The sequence below is a fragment of the Nostoc sp. DedQUE04 genome, from assembly GCF_034530995.1.
Lineage (GTDB): Bacteria > Cyanobacteriota > Cyanobacteriia > Cyanobacteriales > Nostocaceae > Nostoc.
The window spans coordinates 1-17706 of record NZ_JAVRCA010000084.1 but is presented as its reverse complement, the minus strand read 5'-3'; the positions used below and the strand labels follow the sequence as shown (position 1 = coordinate 17706).

The following is a 17706-nucleotide window of genomic DNA, read 5'->3' as shown; positions in this document are numbered from 1 at the left end:
ACACCCGACACCCCAGCTAAGACAACACCTGTAACCTCAACAGATCCAACACCCGTAACTCCAACAGATCCAACGCCCGTAATACCCGTAACTCCAACACCTGTAACCTCAACAGATCCAACACCCGTAACTCCAACAGATCCAACGCCCGTAATACCCGTAACTCCAACACCTGTAACCTCAACAGATCCAACACCCGTAACTCCAACAGATCCAACGCCCGTCACTCCAACAGATCCAACACCCGTCACTCCAACACCAGTAACACCAGTAACACCAGTAACTCCAACACCAGTAACACCTGTAACTCCAACACCTGTAACTCCAACACCTGTAACTCCAACACCCGTAATACCCGTAACACCCGTAACTCCAACACCTGTAACACCAACACCCGTAACACCCGTCACTCCAACACCTGTAACACCTGTAACTCCAACGCCCGTAACACCCGTAACTCCAACACCCGTAACACCCGTAACTCCAACACCCGAAACACCCGTAACTCCAACACCCGTAACTCCAACACCCGTAACTCCAACACCCGTAATTCCAACTGACTCTCCAAGTACATAAAAATTGCTAATGGGGGTAAAAAATGCTACGTAAAAGCCCAAGACAGTACGTTTTGTCATAATTTTGTCTAATTCCTGTGCAACTTAGCTGCTCCAATGCGGTAGCACAAACTTATACTCGATTAGGGGAAGAACTATACAACTGTTAACTACTGCCTTTGCTGCCGCCAAAGCAAAAAGTGATATTCCCTACGACCAGATAGCATCTGCTAACGCTAGATTAAATCAAGGACAGGACTTACACAGCGTTCAACGGATATTCTTATATAGTTCAATCACGTTCTGTGTGTAAGTTCCCAGGAACTCACTTGTTGCTAAAGAGAACATAAACTTATGACTTTTGATTACGACCTGTTTGTAATTGGTGCGGGTTCTGGAGGTTTGGCGGCTTCCAAACGAGCGGCTAGCTACGGCGCAAAAGTGGCGATCGCTGAATATGATTTAGTTGGTGGCACTTGTGTGATTCGCGGTTGCGTTCCCAAAAAACTCATGGTCTATGGCTCTCACTTTCCCGAACTGTTCAGTGACGCTTCAGGCTATGGCTGGAAAGTAGGTAATGCTGAGTTTGACTGGGAATATTTCATTACATCTATAGATAAGGAAGTTCGGCGACTATCGCAACTGCACATAAGCTTCTTGGAAAAAGCCGGAGTAGAACTATTTTCTGGTCGCGCCACATTGGTAGATCCTCACACCATAGAAGTTGATGGACGTAAAGTTACAGCAGACAAAATTTTAATTGCTGTTGGTGGGCGTCCCGTCAAGCCAGATTTACCAGGGATGGAACATGGCATTACCTCCGACGAAATCTTTCATCTAAAAGAACAACCAAAACACATCGTTATTATTGGCGCTGGTTATATCGGCACGGAATTTGCTTGTATTATGCGCGGTTTGGGTTCTGAGGTGACACAAATTACCAGAGGTGAAAAGATTTTAAATGGTTTTGATGAAGATGTCCGCATAGAAATTGAAGAGGGTATGACGAACCACGGAATTCGCTTGATTAAGAATAATGTGGTGAAAGCAATTGAACGTGTCCCAGAAGGGTTGAAACTGACTTTATCAGGGGATGACCAAGAATCACTAATTGCCGATGTGTTTTTAGTAGCGACCGGTCGAACCCCCAATGTAGATGGATTAGGTTTAGAAAACGCTGGGGTTGATATTGTCGCTAGTTCTATCGAAGGCCCTGGATACCCAACCACAAGTGCGATCGCAGTCAATGAATACAGTCAAACTAGTCAACCGAATATTTTTGCTGTTGGCGATGTCACCGACCGAATCAATTTAACTCCCGTGGCCATTGGTGAAGGTCGCGCCTTTGCTGATAGTGAATTTGGGGATAATCGCCGCGAATTCAGTCACGAAACTGTGCCCACAGCCATATTTTCTAACCCAGAAGCCGCAACAGTCGGCTGGACAGAAGCCGAAGCACGAGAAAAACTTGGTGATGCCGTAAAAATTTTTCGCACTCGCTTTCGCCCTATGTACCACAGTTTGACTGGTAAACAAGAGAAGACAATGATGAAGTTGGTAGTTGATGGCAACACTGACAAAGTTCTAGGCGCTCACATGGTAGGTGAAGGTGCAGCTGAAATTATCCAAGGTGTGGCGATCGCAGTCAAGATGGGCGCAACTAAAAAAGACTTTGATGCTACTGTGGGTATCCATCCCTCATCCGCAGAGGAATTTGTCACATTGCGTTAATAATAGTTATGAGTTATGAGTTGTGAGTTGAAAAAATAAACTCATAACTTAAAACTTAAAATTTCTAACTTCTCACTCCTAACTCCTAACTATTAACAGTCTTGGACTACATATATCTTCACGGATTTGCTTCTAGTCCTAAATCTGCCAAAGCGCGGGATATAGGCGATCGCTTTACCCAAATTCAGACAAAGCTGAAAATCCCCGATCTCAATGCTGGCGATTTTTCCCAATTAACAATTACTCGTCAGCTGGCTCAAGTTGCCGCAGAATTCAGCAATGATTCTACACCAGTAACGCTTATTGGCTCAAGTTTGGGTGGTTTGACTGCTGCCCACTTGGGACAACAAAATTTACAAGTGCAACGCTTAGTTTTGCTAGCACCAGCTTTTGGGTTTTTATCACATTGGTTGCCCAAGCTAGGAGATGAAGAAGTACAGCGTTGGCAGCAAGAAAAATATATCATGGTCTACCACTATCAAGAGCAGCGATCGCTTTCCTTAAGTTACGATTTCGTTACAGATGCTGCCCAATACCAAGAAAAGTTTTTACAACGCCCTATTTCCACGCTAATTTTGCACGGAAAAAAGGATGAAGTCATCCCGATCGAAGCTAGTCGGGACTTTGCGCGCTCGCGTCCTTGGGTAGAGTTAGTTGAACTCGACAGTGACCACGCCTTGGGTAATGTTATAGAAGAAATTTGGCAGGCAATTCGCCTCTTTTGCCAATTACCTTGAAGTTGTAAAATATTAGACTCACACATAAATAATGTCCTTAGTCATTTGTCCTTTCTTAGTTACCAATGACCAATGACTAATGACCAATGACTAATGACCAATGACTAATGACTAAAACTATGCTTCCCTTCATTCGGTCAGATTTAGCCCAATTCACCGCCTATAAACCTCATCCTAGCAGCGATACAGCCGATTCTGTCGCCACACAGTTCGATCGCCTAGATACAAATGAAAGCCCCTACGATTTACCTCCTGAGTTAAAAGAGAAGCTAGCGTGGACTTATCAGCAAGTAATTGAAACAAATCGTTATCCTGATGGCGGGCATGAAACACTTAAAGATGCGATCGCACAGTACGTTAATCAGTCAGCCAACCTCTCATCATCGTTATTTACTGCTGCCAATATTTCTGTTGGTAATGGTTCAGATGAACTAATCCGCTCTTTATTAATCGCCACCTGTCTAGGAGGAGAAGGGTCAATTCTTGTTGCCAATCCCACTTTCTCAATGTACGGGATTTTGGCGCAAACTTTGGGCATTCCTGTGGTGGCGGTGGGGAGAAATGAAACAAATTTTGAAATTGACATAAGCGCCGCACAGTCTGCGATCGAACAAACTCAAAATCCCCCCATTCGCGTAGTTTTCGTAGTCCATCCCAATTCGCCGACTGCTAATAGCTTAACTGAGGCTGAGTTAGCGTGGTTAAGAAGCTTGCCACAGCATATTTTAGTAGTAATTGATGAAGCTTACTTTGAATTCAGTCAAACTACCCTAGTAGGTGAATTACCACAGCATCCTAATTGGGTAATATTACGCACTTTTTCTAAAGCTTTCCGATTGGCATCTCTCCGTATTGGTTATTGCGTTGCTCATCCCGAAGCGATCGCCATTTTAGAAAAAGTTCGCTTACCCTACAATCTCCCCAGTTTTTCCATAGCAGCTGCCTTAGTTGGTTTACAAAATCGTACACTCTTGCTGGAATCAATTCCCCAGACCTTGAGTGAACGAGCTAAACTCATCGAAATTTTATCCCAGCAACCGGAACTACAAATTACCCCAAGTGCTGCCAACTTTATTTACCTGCGTCTTAAACCAAATGGCTTTAATTCACAAGAAGCTGCTTTAAAAACTTTCCACCAGAAACTTAAAACACTCGGCACACTTGTACGGCACATTAGCGGAGGATTACGAATTACTGTCGGAACGATAGAAGAAAACGCCCGCACCGTTAATCGAGTAAAAACTGCTTTGGCAAATTTATCATCTTAGCAATTTACTCAGTAATTAAACCTGCTATTTAACTCACTGCCCAAACGGCGTACTACTCCCACTGTTTGTGGCAGCACACCTACTAAAAGAGCAAAAGCAACATCCGGCAAAAGAGCCACTATTTCTGGTGGAAAGTATTGTTCAAATTGATCGAGAATCTTCTGGACTCGCTGCCCAGGCAATGGATTTTCTGTAATTTGCTTGATCAATCGAATCCACTGTCGCCTAATCAAGTAAGCCTTCTGGCGTTCTTCATTAGATTCAGGAGTTAATAAAGAAAGATTACCTATGGGCAGTGCCCTTTGGCAATCACAATCGTAATCCCCACCCACAGCAGCCCCAGGCCCAGCAAACTCTGCATGGTAGCGTTTAAAGAGTATTAATCCATTTCGCCTACGACTATTGACGATGAAAACTTCTCCACTGTGCAAACGTGTAAGGATATCCGAGCCTTGCGATTGCTCAGTTCCGTCTGACATGACAACAGAGTCAAGGAAAGTAGTTTCAGGGTAATAAGTTGATACCATAGAGGTCTGATAGCGTCGATGCTGTTCGCTATCCATGTTTTTTAAACTTTTAATGAATGTTGTTGTAGTATGCACTTCAAAACGGAACTAGCTGTTATATCAAATCAAGTTTTTGAATTCTTTTATTATCAAGACCTTTCTGGTCAATCTAACTAAAAATAACAATATATAGGCGTTGTTTCAGTAATTGAGTGATTATATTTTATGAGATATAACTAGATTTGTCTGTAAACTCTACTAATGTTTTCTTAAAGTTTTTATAAAGATGAATATATGAATTACAAAGTTATTATGAGGAAGTAAGATTTCTTTCAACGTGATTTTGCGTTATGTTCCCATTATAGTCCATTTTCATCTATATCGAATGCTTTAAAAAATTTGTTAAGCATAAATTCCAAAAGGGTATTTAACATTTTTTAATATTAAAAATATTTACCAAAAAGATAATTTGTTTATAGCGACGAGGGTATTTTTCGTAAAAAGTTAAAATCAAATATTCTTTTGATAAAAAATTATCAAAAGCTTTTTACTCGCTTCGTAAATTAACAAACACGTTTAAGTTTTGATTTATTAAGACTCCTATTTGATTGCGTGAAAAAACTTAGTATAACTCAAAGATCCTTCTTTCTCGTTAGCTCTTGCTTGCTAAATCAAGTAAATTCTGGAAATCAAAGCGGATTTATCTGGATATTTAGATAATATTGGCTAAATTTCTAATTAAACCCCGTTCATTTTAAAACCTAGAGTTATTAAAAAGAGTATATTATCTAGTCCTGGCTTGAGTTTTGAGCTTTCTCGGAGTCAAAATAATTATGGTTCTAAAGGTAGACGTGGTTTAGCTTAGTTTGTGTTTGATTACCGCTATGAGTTACAGATTTTATTGAATTAATTGGAATGGAATACAAAACTTGACAATTGCCAAAATAAAACTCAGAGAATGGAATCAGGACTCAGGCGCTTGTGCAATAACATCTGGCTTGAGCGTCTTAGAAGAAATGTATTCCAATTAGATTCGACTTTATGCACTCGATATCCCAGCTTGAAATAAAGCTGTCGTGCTTGATGGTTATTTTCTAAAACATGGAGATATAAGTCTTGAAATCCCCACTCGCGAGAGACTTTTTCACAGCTAGTAAGTAATCCTGAAGCCACACCATGTCTACGGTATTTTGGGTGAACCGCTAAATTAGATAAGTAAGGAAAACCTACACCAACCTCGCTCCATGAATCACTACTGTAGCGTACACCCATTTCCACACTTCCTACTAAGTTAGTAGCCTCACCAGTAGTAGCTTCAAGAGCAACTAAGCAAAGATGACGGGGCGCAGGTGATGCCATCCGATGCCTTAAGTCTTCGTAAATACCCAGACGTAGCAACGGAAAAGCCCATCCCCATATACCATTGTGGGAGTGAAAGCTTTCAGTAATAATTTGGGCAACACCAATCAAATCAGCAGGTGTAGCTGTACGAATTTGGAATTGGTAGCAAGCTGGATCGATTGGCTGTTGGTGGTATGGGTGAAAAAACCGATATTTCAAGGCTAGTTTAGTATTGATTTTATTCAACAAAAATTTTCTCAAATATCCTAAAACAAGATTTAAACTAAATCAGAACTTATAGAGTTGCCCAGGAGATTTAACTGAACCAATGTAGATTAAACAAATTTTACACTTTAGTTTGGAGTTTTATAACCTGCATTTTTGAAAGAGTATTAGAGGATGAATGAACAAGTATTTTTCATAACATCAAAGCTTCGGAAACCTAACCCCCCTAGCCCCCAACGCTTACGAGGGAATGGCAGGGTGGTTTCATACGAAAAAAGAAAAATACATAAGTCTTGATTTCTTGTTTTGTGTCCAGGTTTTTTCCCTCACTTCCATTCCTTTCCCCCACGAGGGCAAAGGCTTTGAAACACAGTTTTAGTTTTTCTCTGCTTGTATGAAACCACCCTGCCTTCCCTACGAGGGAATGGGTGTTTCAAAGCCTCTCCCCGAAGCAAAGAGGAATGGAAGTAGGGTTTATAGTATACTTTACGACTTTTCAAACATCCTCTTAGGAGTTACAACTTCATAAATCTATTTAAACCCAGTATATTCATTGCATACCTTCTTTTAGGTAGGCAGAATATCAAACTGATTACCACAAAAACATCTCTAAAGTGATAGAGCTTTCAGCGAGTGAGCAGAGGAATAGCATAACTTATCTGTAAGCAGCATCTCCAAAATTGTTAAGTAAGTACACTATTGGCAAACTCTGGTTTCAAACTACCCTTGGTTACAGTACTGAACTTGTTTTTTGCAGTTACCGCACACTGATACTACTTTGCTACTAAGTCCTAGAAGTAAGCTGTACAGTTACTGTGACAAGAATCTGTAAGGTTTCCTAATCCCTAATCTCTAACTCCTCAACCACTTACCACTTGTCTTAATGATAGTTCTGATTGCTAAATTAGAAAGAGGTATTTGTCTAATAGTATACTTTGGCTTTAAATCTTATTGTTTTAATTTTGCTGGCTGTACCATGACTACCATAAATAAAATTTACCTGCAAGTGTTATTACAACAACTGTGGAGGGAAAACTTAATATGCAGCTTTATCTGGATTTTTCTGCTGGCTATGAGCGCTGTATGTATTATCAGACATTGCTCACAGGAGGTGAAAAAAGATTTGGCAAGCAAGCGTCGACTCTATAACACTAAAACTGACAATGAAAGCAATTACCCTGCACCAACGCAAACGGTAATCGGCACAAGCAATTGAGACGAATTACTGTGAGTAAACGCTCATACACTCAGCAGTCATGTAGCCAAACAGCCCTATTGGTCGAAATGCTCTGCTCTTACCTGACTCAGAAAAATCCTTACCTGATCAGATTATTCTTTATCCGACTGCCGTTGCAGCAGGAAAGCGGTGCATGAAATCCCAAGCAAACAGTAAGCCTAAAATTTTGGTTGTCGATGATGAACCAGACAACCTTGACTTGCTTTACCGCACTTTTTATCGTGATTATAAGGTGCTAAGGGCAACCTCTGGCCCTGCAGCCCTCGATCTGCTGGCTCAAGAGGGAGAGATCGCGGTGATCATCTCCGATCAGCGGATGCCAATGATGAGCGGTACAGAATTTTTGAGCCTAACAGCAACTCAATATCCAGATATTATTCGGATAATTTTAACTGGCTACACCGATGTCGAAGACTTGGTGGAAGCAATCAACGCTGGTAAGGTATTTAAGTATGTCACGAAACCGTGGGAAGCGGAGGAACTCAAAGCAGTGGTACGCCAAGCTTTGGATACTCACAATGTCCTCAAAGCTAGAACCCGCGAACTTACCCGCACACTCCGTCAAGAATCGCTGCTGAATACTGTTACCAATACGATTCGCAGTGCTTTAGACTACAGACAAATTTTGCAAGCAATTGTAGATACAGTGGGTGACATGTTGGAGGTGGATGTTTGTCTGCTACGTCCCTTCCAAGATGAGCAGTTGGCGGATAAAGGGTTTATTTATCAGAAGCCTCTTTCTGAAGAAACAGAGGTGCAGGAGAGCAAAGGGGAAGTGGCAGTAAGTCTTTCCCCTCTGCCCGCTATATCCTCTGCAACTCCTCTGCCTCTTTTGGCTCAGACGGTATGGGAAACCCGCGAAGTCCAGGTGATTCACGATGCGATCGATGATGAGCGCATTCACGGTAACACTCCCGAACTGCGCGAACGGGAGCAAGCTTTTGCTGCTGCTAACATTTGTTCTAGTTTAGTTGTGCCATTGATCTGCCAACAAGAACTGATGGCAGTGCTAGCACTGCACCAGTGTTCTGTTCCTCGCTTCTGGGGTGAGGATGAGGTGCAGTTAGTGTTGATGGTAGCGGATCAGGCAGCCTTGGCTTTGTCTCAAGCTTATGCTTACGAACAAGTACGTGCCCTTGCCAAGCGAGAGAGCTTGATTAATACAATTACTAGCGCGATTCGCTCTAGCTTAGATCCTCAAGATATTTTTGCGGCTATTACCCAACAATTGGGACAAGCTTTACAAGTTGATGGGTGCGTCTTGTCTTTGTGGACAGAGGAAGATGAGTTTGTTGAGTGTGTGGGTTTGTATGACAGTTTTCAACATCTAGAAAATTTAAGAGCGCCAGCCCCAGATAATAATTCAAGTAGCAATCATCACTTATCAAACCAGAGATTACCCTATTCTCAAGCATCGATTCAGGAAAATCCCATCCTCCAACAAATGCTACAGACACATGAACCTGTGGTAATTGGTAATGTAAGCCATTCTCCCTCAGATGTGCGGGGTTTTGATTTACCTTTAAAAATGCCAGCGCGATCGCTAATGTTTGTACCATTATTAGCTGATGGTAAATGCATCGGTAGTATTACGTTGCATGAAGGTAAAAAAGTCCGCCAATGGTTGCCATCTGATATCGATTTGGCCAAAGCAGTGGCAGCGCAAGCCGCGATCGCTGTGCAGCAGTCACACTTGTATCAAAAAACTCGCCAACAAGCTGAACGCTTACTGGAATTAGACAAACAAAAAACTGAATTTTTCCAAAATATTTCCCATGAGTTTCGCACACCGATTACTTTGATTCAAGGGCCTTTAGAGTCGGCGGTGGCAGCTGGTGAGGGATTATCTTACTCTCAAAGTGCGATCGCCCTGCGTAACTCCCGCCGCCTGCTGCGACTGGTAAATCAACTCCTGGATTTACAACGCCTGAATGCGGGGAGAATGCAGCCTAGCTTCCATCCCTGTGATTTAGTCGAATTTGTAAGCCAAATAGTTGAATCTTTTCGTCCTTATTGTGAGAAAAAGAGACTGCATCTCGTTACTCAGTTAGATGAGTGTTCGACGGTGTACTTGGACATGGAAAAATTTGACAAGGTGGTTTATAACCTCTTGTCAAATGCCATGAAGTTTACTCCTGAAGGTGGCACCATCAGTGTCAGACTAAAATCTGAGCGCGATCGCTGCATATTACAAGTGCAAGATACTGGAATTGGTATTGTTAAAGAACAAATTCCCCACCTATTTGAGCGCTTTCGCCAAGCTGAAGGTTCAGCAAACCGCTCCTATGAAGGCAGTGGTTTGGGTTTAGCTTTAGTTAAAGAATTAGTAGAATTACATGGTGGTCAAGTCACTGTGGAATCAGTTTATGGTGAAGGTACTACTTTTAGTTTATGGCTGGTGACTGGAAATGCTCATTTACATGCACAGCAAGTACTAGAAACGCCTACCGAACTGAATACAAATCGCGCTAGCGTAGAATTAGCTGATTTAGAACTTGTAGAGTCAACAACAGACAATATTGAAGATATTACAATAAACCTCTCCCCCAGTGTTGATATTCAAGACTCAGCACATAAGACTCAGCACTCAATTTTAGTTGTAGATGACAACCCCGATTTGCGAACCTATGTATCTGAAATTTTCCGCCGTAATGGCTATCATGTACAGACAGCTCGTAACGGTCATGAAGGGCACAGTAGAGCGAAGGAAATTCTACCCAGCTTGATTGTGACTGACTTAATGATGCCGTTGGTGAGCGGACTTGAGATGATTCAGATGATCCGCAATGAGGAGACGTTGAAAGGAACACCAATCATTCTGCTGACAGCGAAAGTAGATGAAGAAACCCGCATCGAAGGTACAGAACATGGCGCGGACGCTTATTTAGCAAAACCATTCAACGATCGGGAACTTTTGGCGGAAGTTCGCAATCTTTTAGCGTTGAAAGAAAATGAACGGCGAATTGTGGAGTTAAATACTTATCTAACAGAATCGGTACTAAAGCGCTTTTTGCCTGCTGTATTGGTGCAAAAAGCCGCAACCGGAGACTTAACGTTAGATTTGCGCCCAGAACCACGCTTAATTACAGTTTTGTTTAGCGACATTGTGGGTTTTACACAGCTAGCAAATACTCTCAGATCCCGACGAGTTGCAGAACTGCTAAATGAATATTTAGAAGCAATGACCAAAGTTGTATTTAGCAATGGCGGCACTGTAGATAAATTTATGGGAGATGCTATCTTAGCTTTATATGGAGCGCCGGAAGAACTAACCCCTAACGAACAAGTGCGTCGTGCCATTAATACAGCAAGAGCAATGCACCACTCACTGGCTGACTTGAACCAGCGCTGGCGAGAGCAAGGTGTATTCGATAGCGACAAACTTACTAGCGTACAGTTCCGGTGTGGTATTCACCAAGGTACTGCTGTTGTGGGGATGTTTGGTAGCGCTGAACGCGCCGATTATACTGCTATTGGCCCAAGTGTCAATATTGCCGCAAGGTTGCAAGCTGCTGCTGTTCCCGGTACGATTCTAGTTTCTGCTGCCGTAGCAGATTATTTGCAGGAAGGAGAAATTACTAAAGGGAGTCCGCTAGAACTTAAAGGAGTAGATGAAACAGTTTTGACTTTTGCTGTTTCACCAGAGGTAATGGTTAATCGCTAAAATTTAGACTGGTATTTTAAAGCATTACCAATGAGTAAAAGTGCATAATCATATCCAGTTTATATAATATGACACCATCGGTTGCAGACAAAACTCCAATTCCAGCCAAGGTCTGGAGACGACACACCGATCCACCAGGTTTGTGGATTTTTGTCGTTGTTAGTTCAGTCTCTCTGCACTTGCTGGTGTTCTGGCTGATGCGCTCATCTAATGCATTTAGTCTGTGGTTTCCCCAGCAAAATCAATCTGCTGTTCCCGTTGAATTGATAGAAATTGCTCCTAAAACAACATCAACAATTAAATCAAAATCAACAGCCAAAATAGTTTCGTCAAAGCCACTATCCTCTAGTCAAAAGTCTGTACCAGCACGTTCATCACAAACAGTACGAACTACGCCTAGAAATGAAGATATTGGCGCAATAAATGCTTCTGAAAATCTCCAGAAAAAGAGCCGAATTTACGCCTCTCAACGTAATAGCGAACCTTCTAGACAGCAGATAGTCCCCACACCGAAACCTACACTTACACCTAAAGCCACACCGAAACCTACACCTACACCTAAAGCCACGCCGAAACCTACACCTACACCGAAACCTACACCTACACCTAAAGCAACGCCGACACCTATAGCTAAAGCCACGCCGACACCTATAGCTAAAGCCACGCCGACACCTATAGCTAAAGCCACGCCGACACCTACAGTTCCAATCGGTAATTTACCTTGGAAGCGTCGTCAAGAAATTAAACTAGGAAAGGGAACGCAACTACCAACAGGTATTCCATCAAATCGACCAGTTTTAGAACCTGAAAATAGAGAAACTCCAGCGCCTTCGACTAGAGAAACTCCAGCGACTTCGACTGGAGAAACTCCAGCGACTTCAACTAGAGAAACTCCAGCAACTTCGACTGGAGGAGCATCGGTAGCAATAGTAGCTCCCTTATCTAGAGATCAAGTGATTAGCTTGATACAATCAAAAGGATTCCGACAAGATGCTTTACCCGATGTTATCGCTTTATACAGGGGAAGCAACACAAAACAATTAGACCCAAGTTTTCTTGTCTCCAATTCGGAACTTGAACCAGCACAACTTTTGGCTAGCTTGATAATCGATCAGAATGGCAACTTTCAACAGGCTGTAGTTCTAGAAATAGAACCAGCAAAACTGCAAAGTGAAAAAAGTACATACGAGCAAGTCTTGAGGGAAGTTTTCAAAACAGAAAACTTTCTTGCTGCCCACAATAACGATGGCACAAAACCAGAATTGAGCAATTTGTATGTCAGGATCAAAATGCAACCCGCAAATTCCAACTAAATGCTTGAATTTTTACAAAAACTGTGTTAAACTTATAAAGTTGGAAATTTGCGGGCGTAGTTTAGTGGTAAAACTATAGCCTTCCAAGCTATTAATGCGGGTTCGATTCCCGCCGCCCGCTTAGAAAAAACTCTTAAATACACGAGTGCAAAAACCTAAGTCTAAATCTTAGTAAAATAATTAGTGAAACAGCAATTCACAATTTTTTGCAGCGTACAGAAATAGCTTGAAACTGAGAGTAGCCAAATTCTAGGATGAGGAATAAGCAACACTTTCTTCAACAACATCCGCACTCTGGCTATCTTTTTGTTGTTTTATAGTTGACAGAACTCTGGAAAACGCCCAATAAGTTTTGATTTTTTGAATTTTAGAATTGCTGCTAATTAAGATTTTCTAGGCGAATGCGTGGATCGGCTGCTTTGAGCATCAAGTCGGCGATTAAATTGCCAACAATCAGCAATACTGCGCCCATAACCAAGCTTGCCATTAATAAATATAAATCTTGAGCTTGTAAAGCCTGTAAAGCCAATCTCCCTAAACCAGGCCAGTTGAAGAAAAATTCGGCGATGAAGGCACCATTTAATAAACCAGCTAATTCAAAACCTAATAAAGTAATTAAGGGATTTATAGCGTTGCGGAGTGCATGAACATAGATGACGCGGTTTTCTGGTAAACCTTTGGCACGAGCCGTTTGGATGTAATCTTGACGCAGGACATCTAATAGTTCGCCGCGAGTGATGCGTTGCAAACCCGCAAAACTAGTAATTGAGAGTGCGATGGTGGGTAAAATCATGTGCCAGCCGATATCTAAGATTCTGCCAAACCACGACAGTTCTGAGTGATTGATGCTAGTCATGCTACCCACTGGAAAAAATGGTGAGGTGATTTGGGCTAAAACCAGCAGCGCTAAGGCAGTGATAAAACTAGGAAAGCCTTGTCCTGCGTAACTAATCACTTGTAAAATCCGGTCTGCTGGCCTATTTTGTTTGACAGCGGCAAAGATCCCTAGAGGGATGGCGATCGCCCATGTGACAATTAAAGATGCGATCGCTAATAGCAAAGTCGCTGGTACTCGTTCCCACAACAGCGATGCCACTGAACGTTGATAAATAAAACTCGTGCCAAAATCCCCTTTGGTCAAGATTCGCCATAGCCACAGCCCAAATTGCTCTGGCCAAGACTTATCTAGACCAAACTGCCGTTTGATTTCCTCAATTCTTTCAGGAGATATCTTCGGATTTTGCCGTAGCGTATCTACATAATCACCAGGAGCGAGTTGAATGATGAAAAACGACAACGCTGACGCTAACAGCAAAGTTAGCAGTGCCTGCAATAGTCGCTTTGCCACATAAACAAAAGTTTCGCTCGTGACTAGCCTGATTAGCCAATCCCGACCTGTCTCCAAGGAAATTTTCGTAGATGTCATTTATATTTTGTCCTTTGTCATTCGTCCTTTGTCATTCGTCCTTTGTCATTTGTCCTTTGCCAGTTGTTTTGCTATTGACCAATGACTAATGACTAATGACCAATGACTAATATTCAATTAAAGAGATAATCGGCACGTCCGGTAAATGTGTACGTCCTTGTAAATCCCGTAGCTCGATAATAAACCCAAATCCTACTAGTTCGCAGCCAATTTTCTGCACCAATTTAGCTGTGGCACTCGCTGTTCCACCTGTGGCAATCAAGTCGTCGACAATCAAAACTCGGCTACCTTGGTGTAAAGCGTCTTGATGCACTTCTAGGCAATCTGTACCATACTCTAGTTGATATTCAATTGAGTGAACGGCTGCTGGTAACTTCCCTTTTTTGCGGATGGGAATAAAACCAGCTCCTAATTTATAAGCTAGAGGCGAACCAAAAATGAATCCTCTCGACTCCATACCAATGACATAATCAGCTGTTATTTCAGCTTCATTGCATTTTTGTGTTAAAAAGTCAATAGTATAGCGCAGTCCCTCTGGATCGCGCAGTAACGTAGTAATATCCCGAAATAAAATTCCGGGTTTCGGGAAATCTGGAATGTTACGAACGAGAGACTTTAAATCCATAAAATGGGGAATAAAGGAGTAGGAAATGGGGAATCGGCAATGGGACATGGGGCATGGGGAATCAGGAATTAGGGAAGACAAGGGGGACAAAAAAGGATAACTAATGCCCAATGCCCAATGCCCAATACCCTATTCCCCATTCCCAATTTCAGATACCTGAAAAATCGTACACTATAATGTCATACGCTGGGGGTCAAGTGGGGATAAAGGCTGAAGCTTCGCTCTTCATTGACGATAATTAGAATCTAAACCAAGCTATAAAAGGTATTTCACTAAGAAATGAGGTGAATTTAGTTATGTTTTAAAATTTTGATTTCAATATAGGGAAAACTTTGAGTAGAAAGAGTTAAGTAATGTATATATCAGGTAGTCATGCTACTGCTACAAGTCTAAGGCTCAAGTCTTGGCTACCGATCTTAAATTTGTTTTATCTAGTCTGTTGGAACCGCACAAGGTATTTATAGAATGAATGTTTCAGCAAGTTTAACGCCGTTCAACAGTCCAACCCAAGACTCACTGCCGATGATTCTGGACACTTTACCAGATCCTGCGATCGCTTCCAAAACGTGTCCTCGGAGAACCAGGCTGCAAATTGACCTGATTTTACTGGCAATTGAAGCTTTAGAACTTGGTGGTTCGGAAGCAATCCTGGCTTTTGCTCAAGAGTTGGATCTTAAAGGAATTGTTAAAGACAGGGTGAATTTATGGCGGATGCGTAGCTCTAACCCGCTACGAAGAGCGCACATACGCCGTCCCTTAACTATTATGGAAGCAAAAGCTTTGGTGGTCATTGCTTGCTATATAGCACGGCGTTTAACTGTTGTCATCCGTCAGTTATTAATGATATGTCAACAAATGGAAGAAAAACAGATTCCATTAGAACAGAATTTGCGGCTATCTAATTATTTAGAGCGGTTTAGAGCGCATTTTAAAAGCCGGATGAATGCTCGACGTTCTGGTGTACTCGCATTAACTTCTGATGAAAAATTAGATGCGCTAGCAATAAATTTGTTAGGACAATTACTATTTTGTACTGGTACTGCTGGAATGCAGCGGTTCTGGATTAGTCTTTTTGACGGTGAAGTAGAATGAATATTCAACGTAAGTACAGTCTACCTAATTGTACTCTTCTTTTAGAAGGGTTAAGTGATGTCACTAGGGCTGCACAGTTTCAGGAAATGCGTCCAGAATTATCAATATTGGTAAATGCAGAATGCTATTTATCTGGTTACAATCAACCTTTAACGGGAGGGCGAGAATTTTTTGAAAGTTTGGTGAGGGCTGTTAGTGGTTACGCCCAAGAATTTCTGAGTACTGTACCCAATCCGCAAGCACACAACCAGGAATCGGAGCTAGTAGAGTTTCAAAAAATTGACGGCAACCGCCACAGGTTAATCATACATTCAGAGAATGCTCCAGAGGGGTTCGATCGCTCTAATAATTCTAAACGTCCGCCGATTGAAATAGATTTGAATACGGTACAGTTGTTTGATTTGGTAGAAGCAGTAGATCAGTTTTTTGCTGATACTCAGACTTTACCAGAATTATCTCTAGAACTACAACCAGTTACTAGACGCTATGGCGGTGCTAGTCAGGCTGTAATCAGGCAGGCTGTTCCTGCTGCCATAGGAGTATCAAGTTTAGCAGTAGCAGCGATCGCATTTAACTTGATTCCACCTCCCCAAATTCGTCCACCACAGCCTAAACCAGATGAACAATCTAGCTCTACAACAAACAACCTTAATCCTCCAGCATCAGCAGCTGCAACACCCATCGCAGCTGCAACACCGACGACACCACCCACAGCCGATCAAAAGCCAGTAGTTAAAGATTTAGAAGCACTTTTAAATACAGTTCCAGAAATTACCGATCCATCCCAGTTGCGTGCATTGAATCGTCAAGTGTATAACCAAGTTCATCCAGCTTGGACTAAGCGTTCAGGATTGCAACAGGATTTGATCTATCGTTTGGGTGTAGCTGCGGATGGAGCGATCGTTGGTTATAAAGCGGTGAATAAAGAGGCCAATCAAGAAGTCGGGCAAACTCCTCTGCCTAACCTACTTTATAATCCTGCTAACCGCGCTCCCATTTCTAATGAACCAATCGCCCAATTCCGAATAGTGTTTACTACAAATGGTGTGCTGCAAGTTAGCCCTTGGCGAGGATATGCTAAGACACCAGAGGTAGTCGGTGCTAAAATTACTGACTCTAATATCACTAAAGGTTTAAATCAAAAGCTTTATAATACAGTTCGTCAAACCTGGAGTGGCACCCCCACCTTTACGCGAGATTTAAAATATCGGGTAGCAGTCAACAAAGATGGTGTCATTGCTGACTACGAACCACTCAATCAAGTCGCATTTGATTATTTCCGAGAAACACCTCTTCCTAAGATGTTTAACGACATCTATGGTTCTAATGTAGCTCCTCCCAATGACAAAGAACCTCTAGCCCACTTTCAAGTGATATTCAAGCCTAATGGCAAACTTGAAGTCACTCCTTGGAAGGGATATCAGTAATTGGGTATGGGGCATTGGGCATTGGGCATGGGGCATTGGGCATGGGGCATTGGGCATTGGGTAGAGAATTAAGTTGGAATTCCCTATTCTCCATGCCCTATTCCCTATTTCCTATGGCTTTTAGGTAAGCATTGAGTTTGGGTAATAGTTCATCAAGAATTGGTTTAAATCTACTTACCTGTTCATTTGTCAATAACTGTCTGGCGTAAGCTAACCTCAACCAACTAATAGTTTCATACAAAGACCCTCTCGCAATCTTGACAAAACGTCGATTGTCTTGGTCATTGTACCTGCCTCTACCTTCTGCGATGTTCGCACAAATACTATCAGCAGACCGAACAATTTGTTTGCCCAGCGTATCTTTAGTAAAATTGTCCCATCCTTTAGCAATACGCCAAATTTCATTAGCTAACTTTTGGGCAAGTTGATAAACTTCTAAGTTCTCAAAATCAGGTCTTCTCACAAAAGTCCATCGATCATTTATCGATCAATAGTTCCCAATTATCAATAGACTTATCCTTAATATAAATAACATGGGATAATAAAAAGCTGGAGTAAAA

At 42.0% G+C, this 17706-nt stretch carries 14 protein-coding genes and 1 tRNA gene; 8 read left to right on the top strand and 7 right to left on the bottom strand.

Features of this window, described 5'->3' with window-relative positions; genetic code table 11:
* A partial coding sequence (locus RM049_RS34955; protein WP_322707466.1) for a hypothetical protein occupies window positions 1–410 on the bottom strand: 410 nt, incomplete at its 3' end.
* Window positions 407–574 carry a hypothetical protein gene (locus RM049_RS34950; protein WP_322707465.1) on the bottom strand — a complete coding sequence of 56 codons (168 nt, stop codon included), beginning with the start codon at window positions 572–574 and terminating at the stop codon, window positions 407–409. The genes RM049_RS34950 and RM049_RS34955, both read right to left, overlap by 4 nt.
* Before the next feature lie 334 nt (window positions 575–908).
* Here RM049_RS34950 and gor point away from each other — a divergent pair, with 334 nt between their 5' ends.
* From gor to RM049_RS34935, 3 genes are all read left to right on the top strand, one after another.
* Window positions 909–2285, top strand: a complete 1377-nt coding sequence (gor, locus tag RM049_RS34945) for a glutathione-disulfide reductase (protein ID WP_322683966.1) — start codon at window positions 909–911, stop codon at window positions 2283–2285.
* A 101-nt stretch (window positions 2286–2386) separates the two neighbouring features.
* Window positions 2387–3022 carry a YqiA/YcfP family alpha/beta fold hydrolase gene (locus tag RM049_RS34940; RefSeq protein WP_322707464.1) on the top strand — a complete coding sequence of 212 codons (636 nt, stop codon included), beginning with the start codon at window positions 2387–2389 and terminating at the stop codon, window positions 3020–3022.
* Window positions 3023–3141: 119 nt separating this feature from the next.
* Window positions 3142–4290, top strand: a complete 1149-nt coding sequence (locus RM049_RS34935) for a histidinol-phosphate transaminase (RefSeq protein ID WP_322707475.1) — start codon at window positions 3142–3144, stop codon at window positions 4288–4290.
* Between the two features lie 8 nt (window positions 4291–4298).
* Here RM049_RS34935 and RM049_RS34930 read toward each other — a convergent pair whose 3' ends face one another.
* Complete coding sequence (locus tag RM049_RS34930) at window positions 4299–4853, bottom strand: hypothetical protein (RefSeq protein ID WP_322683964.1); 555 nt, start codon at window positions 4851–4853, stop codon at window positions 4299–4301.
* Between the two features lie 894 nt (window positions 4854–5747).
* Window positions 5748–6386, bottom strand: a complete 639-nt coding sequence (locus RM049_RS34925; protein ID WP_322701119.1) for a GNAT family N-acetyltransferase — start codon at window positions 6384–6386, stop codon at window positions 5748–5750.
* Between the two features lie 1346 nt (window positions 6387–7732).
* On the opposite strand from RM049_RS34925, the gene RM049_RS34920 reads away from it, so the two are divergent.
* From RM049_RS34920 to RM049_RS34910, 3 genes are all read left to right on the top strand, one after another.
* The gene (locus tag RM049_RS34920) at window positions 7733–11263 is read left to right on the top strand and encodes a response regulator (RefSeq protein WP_322707461.1); all 3531 of its coding nucleotides are present in this window, start codon (window positions 7733–7735) and stop codon (window positions 11261–11263) included.
* Between the two features lie 68 nt (window positions 11264–11331).
* Window positions 11332–12576, top strand: a complete 1245-nt coding sequence (locus RM049_RS34915; RefSeq protein WP_322707460.1) for a hypothetical protein — start codon at window positions 11332–11334, stop codon at window positions 12574–12576.
* Between the two features lie 50 nt (window positions 12577–12626).
* Window positions 12627–12697, top strand: a tRNA-Gly gene (locus tag RM049_RS34910).
* Window positions 12698–12955: 258 nt separating this feature from the next.
* On the opposite strand, the gene RM049_RS34905 is transcribed toward RM049_RS34910, so the two are convergent.
* Entirely contained in the window at window positions 12956–14002 is a 1047-nt protein-coding gene (locus tag RM049_RS34905) for an ABC transporter permease (RefSeq protein ID WP_322675301.1), read from the bottom strand.
* Between the two features lie 106 nt (window positions 14003–14108).
* Window positions 14109–14627 carry an adenine phosphoribosyltransferase gene (locus tag RM049_RS34900; RefSeq protein WP_322707459.1) on the bottom strand — a complete coding sequence of 173 codons (519 nt, stop codon included), beginning with the start codon at window positions 14625–14627 and terminating at the stop codon, window positions 14109–14111.
* Between the two features lie 465 nt (window positions 14628–15092).
* Between RM049_RS34900 and RM049_RS34895 the strand changes: the two genes are divergently transcribed.
* Complete coding sequence (locus RM049_RS34895; protein WP_322675299.1) at window positions 15093–15719, top strand: DUF3038 domain-containing protein; 627 nt, start codon at window positions 15093–15095, stop codon at window positions 15717–15719.
* Entirely contained in the window at window positions 15716–17146 is a 1431-nt protein-coding gene (locus RM049_RS34890) for a DUF4335 domain-containing protein (protein WP_322675298.1), read from the top strand. Before RM049_RS34895 ends, RM049_RS34890 begins: the two co-directional genes overlap by 4 nt.
* A 97-nt stretch (window positions 17147–17243) precedes the next feature.
* Here RM049_RS34890 and RM049_RS34885 read toward each other — a convergent pair whose 3' ends face one another.
* Window positions 17244–17609 (bottom strand): four helix bundle protein, encoded by a 366-nt coding sequence (locus tag RM049_RS34885; RefSeq protein ID WP_322707458.1) that lies wholly within the window; start codon window positions 17607–17609, stop codon window positions 17244–17246.
* Window positions 17610–17706 lie beyond the last annotated feature (97 nt).

Bases quoted from the DNA above. Each gene is read 5' to 3' on its own strand.
- RM049_RS34890 (WP_322675298.1), top strand. From the start codon at position 15,716: ATGAATATTCAACGTAAGTACAGTCTACCTAATTGTACTCTTCTTTTA.
- RM049_RS34900 (WP_322707459.1), bottom strand. From the start codon at position 14,627: ATGGATTTAAAGTCTCTCGTTCGTAACATTCCAGATTTCCCGAAACCC.
- RM049_RS34895 (WP_322675299.1), top strand. From the start codon at position 15,093: ATGAATGTTTCAGCAAGTTTAACGCCGTTCAACAGTCCAACCCAAGAC.
- gor (WP_322683966.1), top strand. From the start codon at position 909: ATGACTTTTGATTACGACCTGTTTGTAATTGGTGCGGGTTCTGGAGGT.
- RM049_RS34930 (WP_322683964.1), bottom strand. From the start codon at position 4,853: ATGGATAGCGAACAGCATCGACGCTATCAGACCTCTATGGTATCAACT.
- RM049_RS34950 (WP_322707465.1), bottom strand. From the start codon at position 574: ATGTACTTGGAGAGTCAGTTGGAATTACGGGTGTTGGAGTTACGGGTG.
- RM049_RS34915 (WP_322707460.1), top strand. From the start codon at position 11,332: ATGACACCATCGGTTGCAGACAAAACTCCAATTCCAGCCAAGGTCTGG.
- RM049_RS34935 (WP_322707475.1), top strand. From the start codon at position 3,142: ATGCTTCCCTTCATTCGGTCAGATTTAGCCCAATTCACCGCCTATAAA.
- RM049_RS34905 (WP_322675301.1), bottom strand. From the start codon at position 14,002: ATGACATCTACGAAAATTTCCTTGGAGACAGGTCGGGATTGGCTAATC.
- RM049_RS34920 (WP_322707461.1), top strand. From the start codon at position 7,733: ATGAAATCCCAAGCAAACAGTAAGCCTAAAATTTTGGTTGTCGATGAT.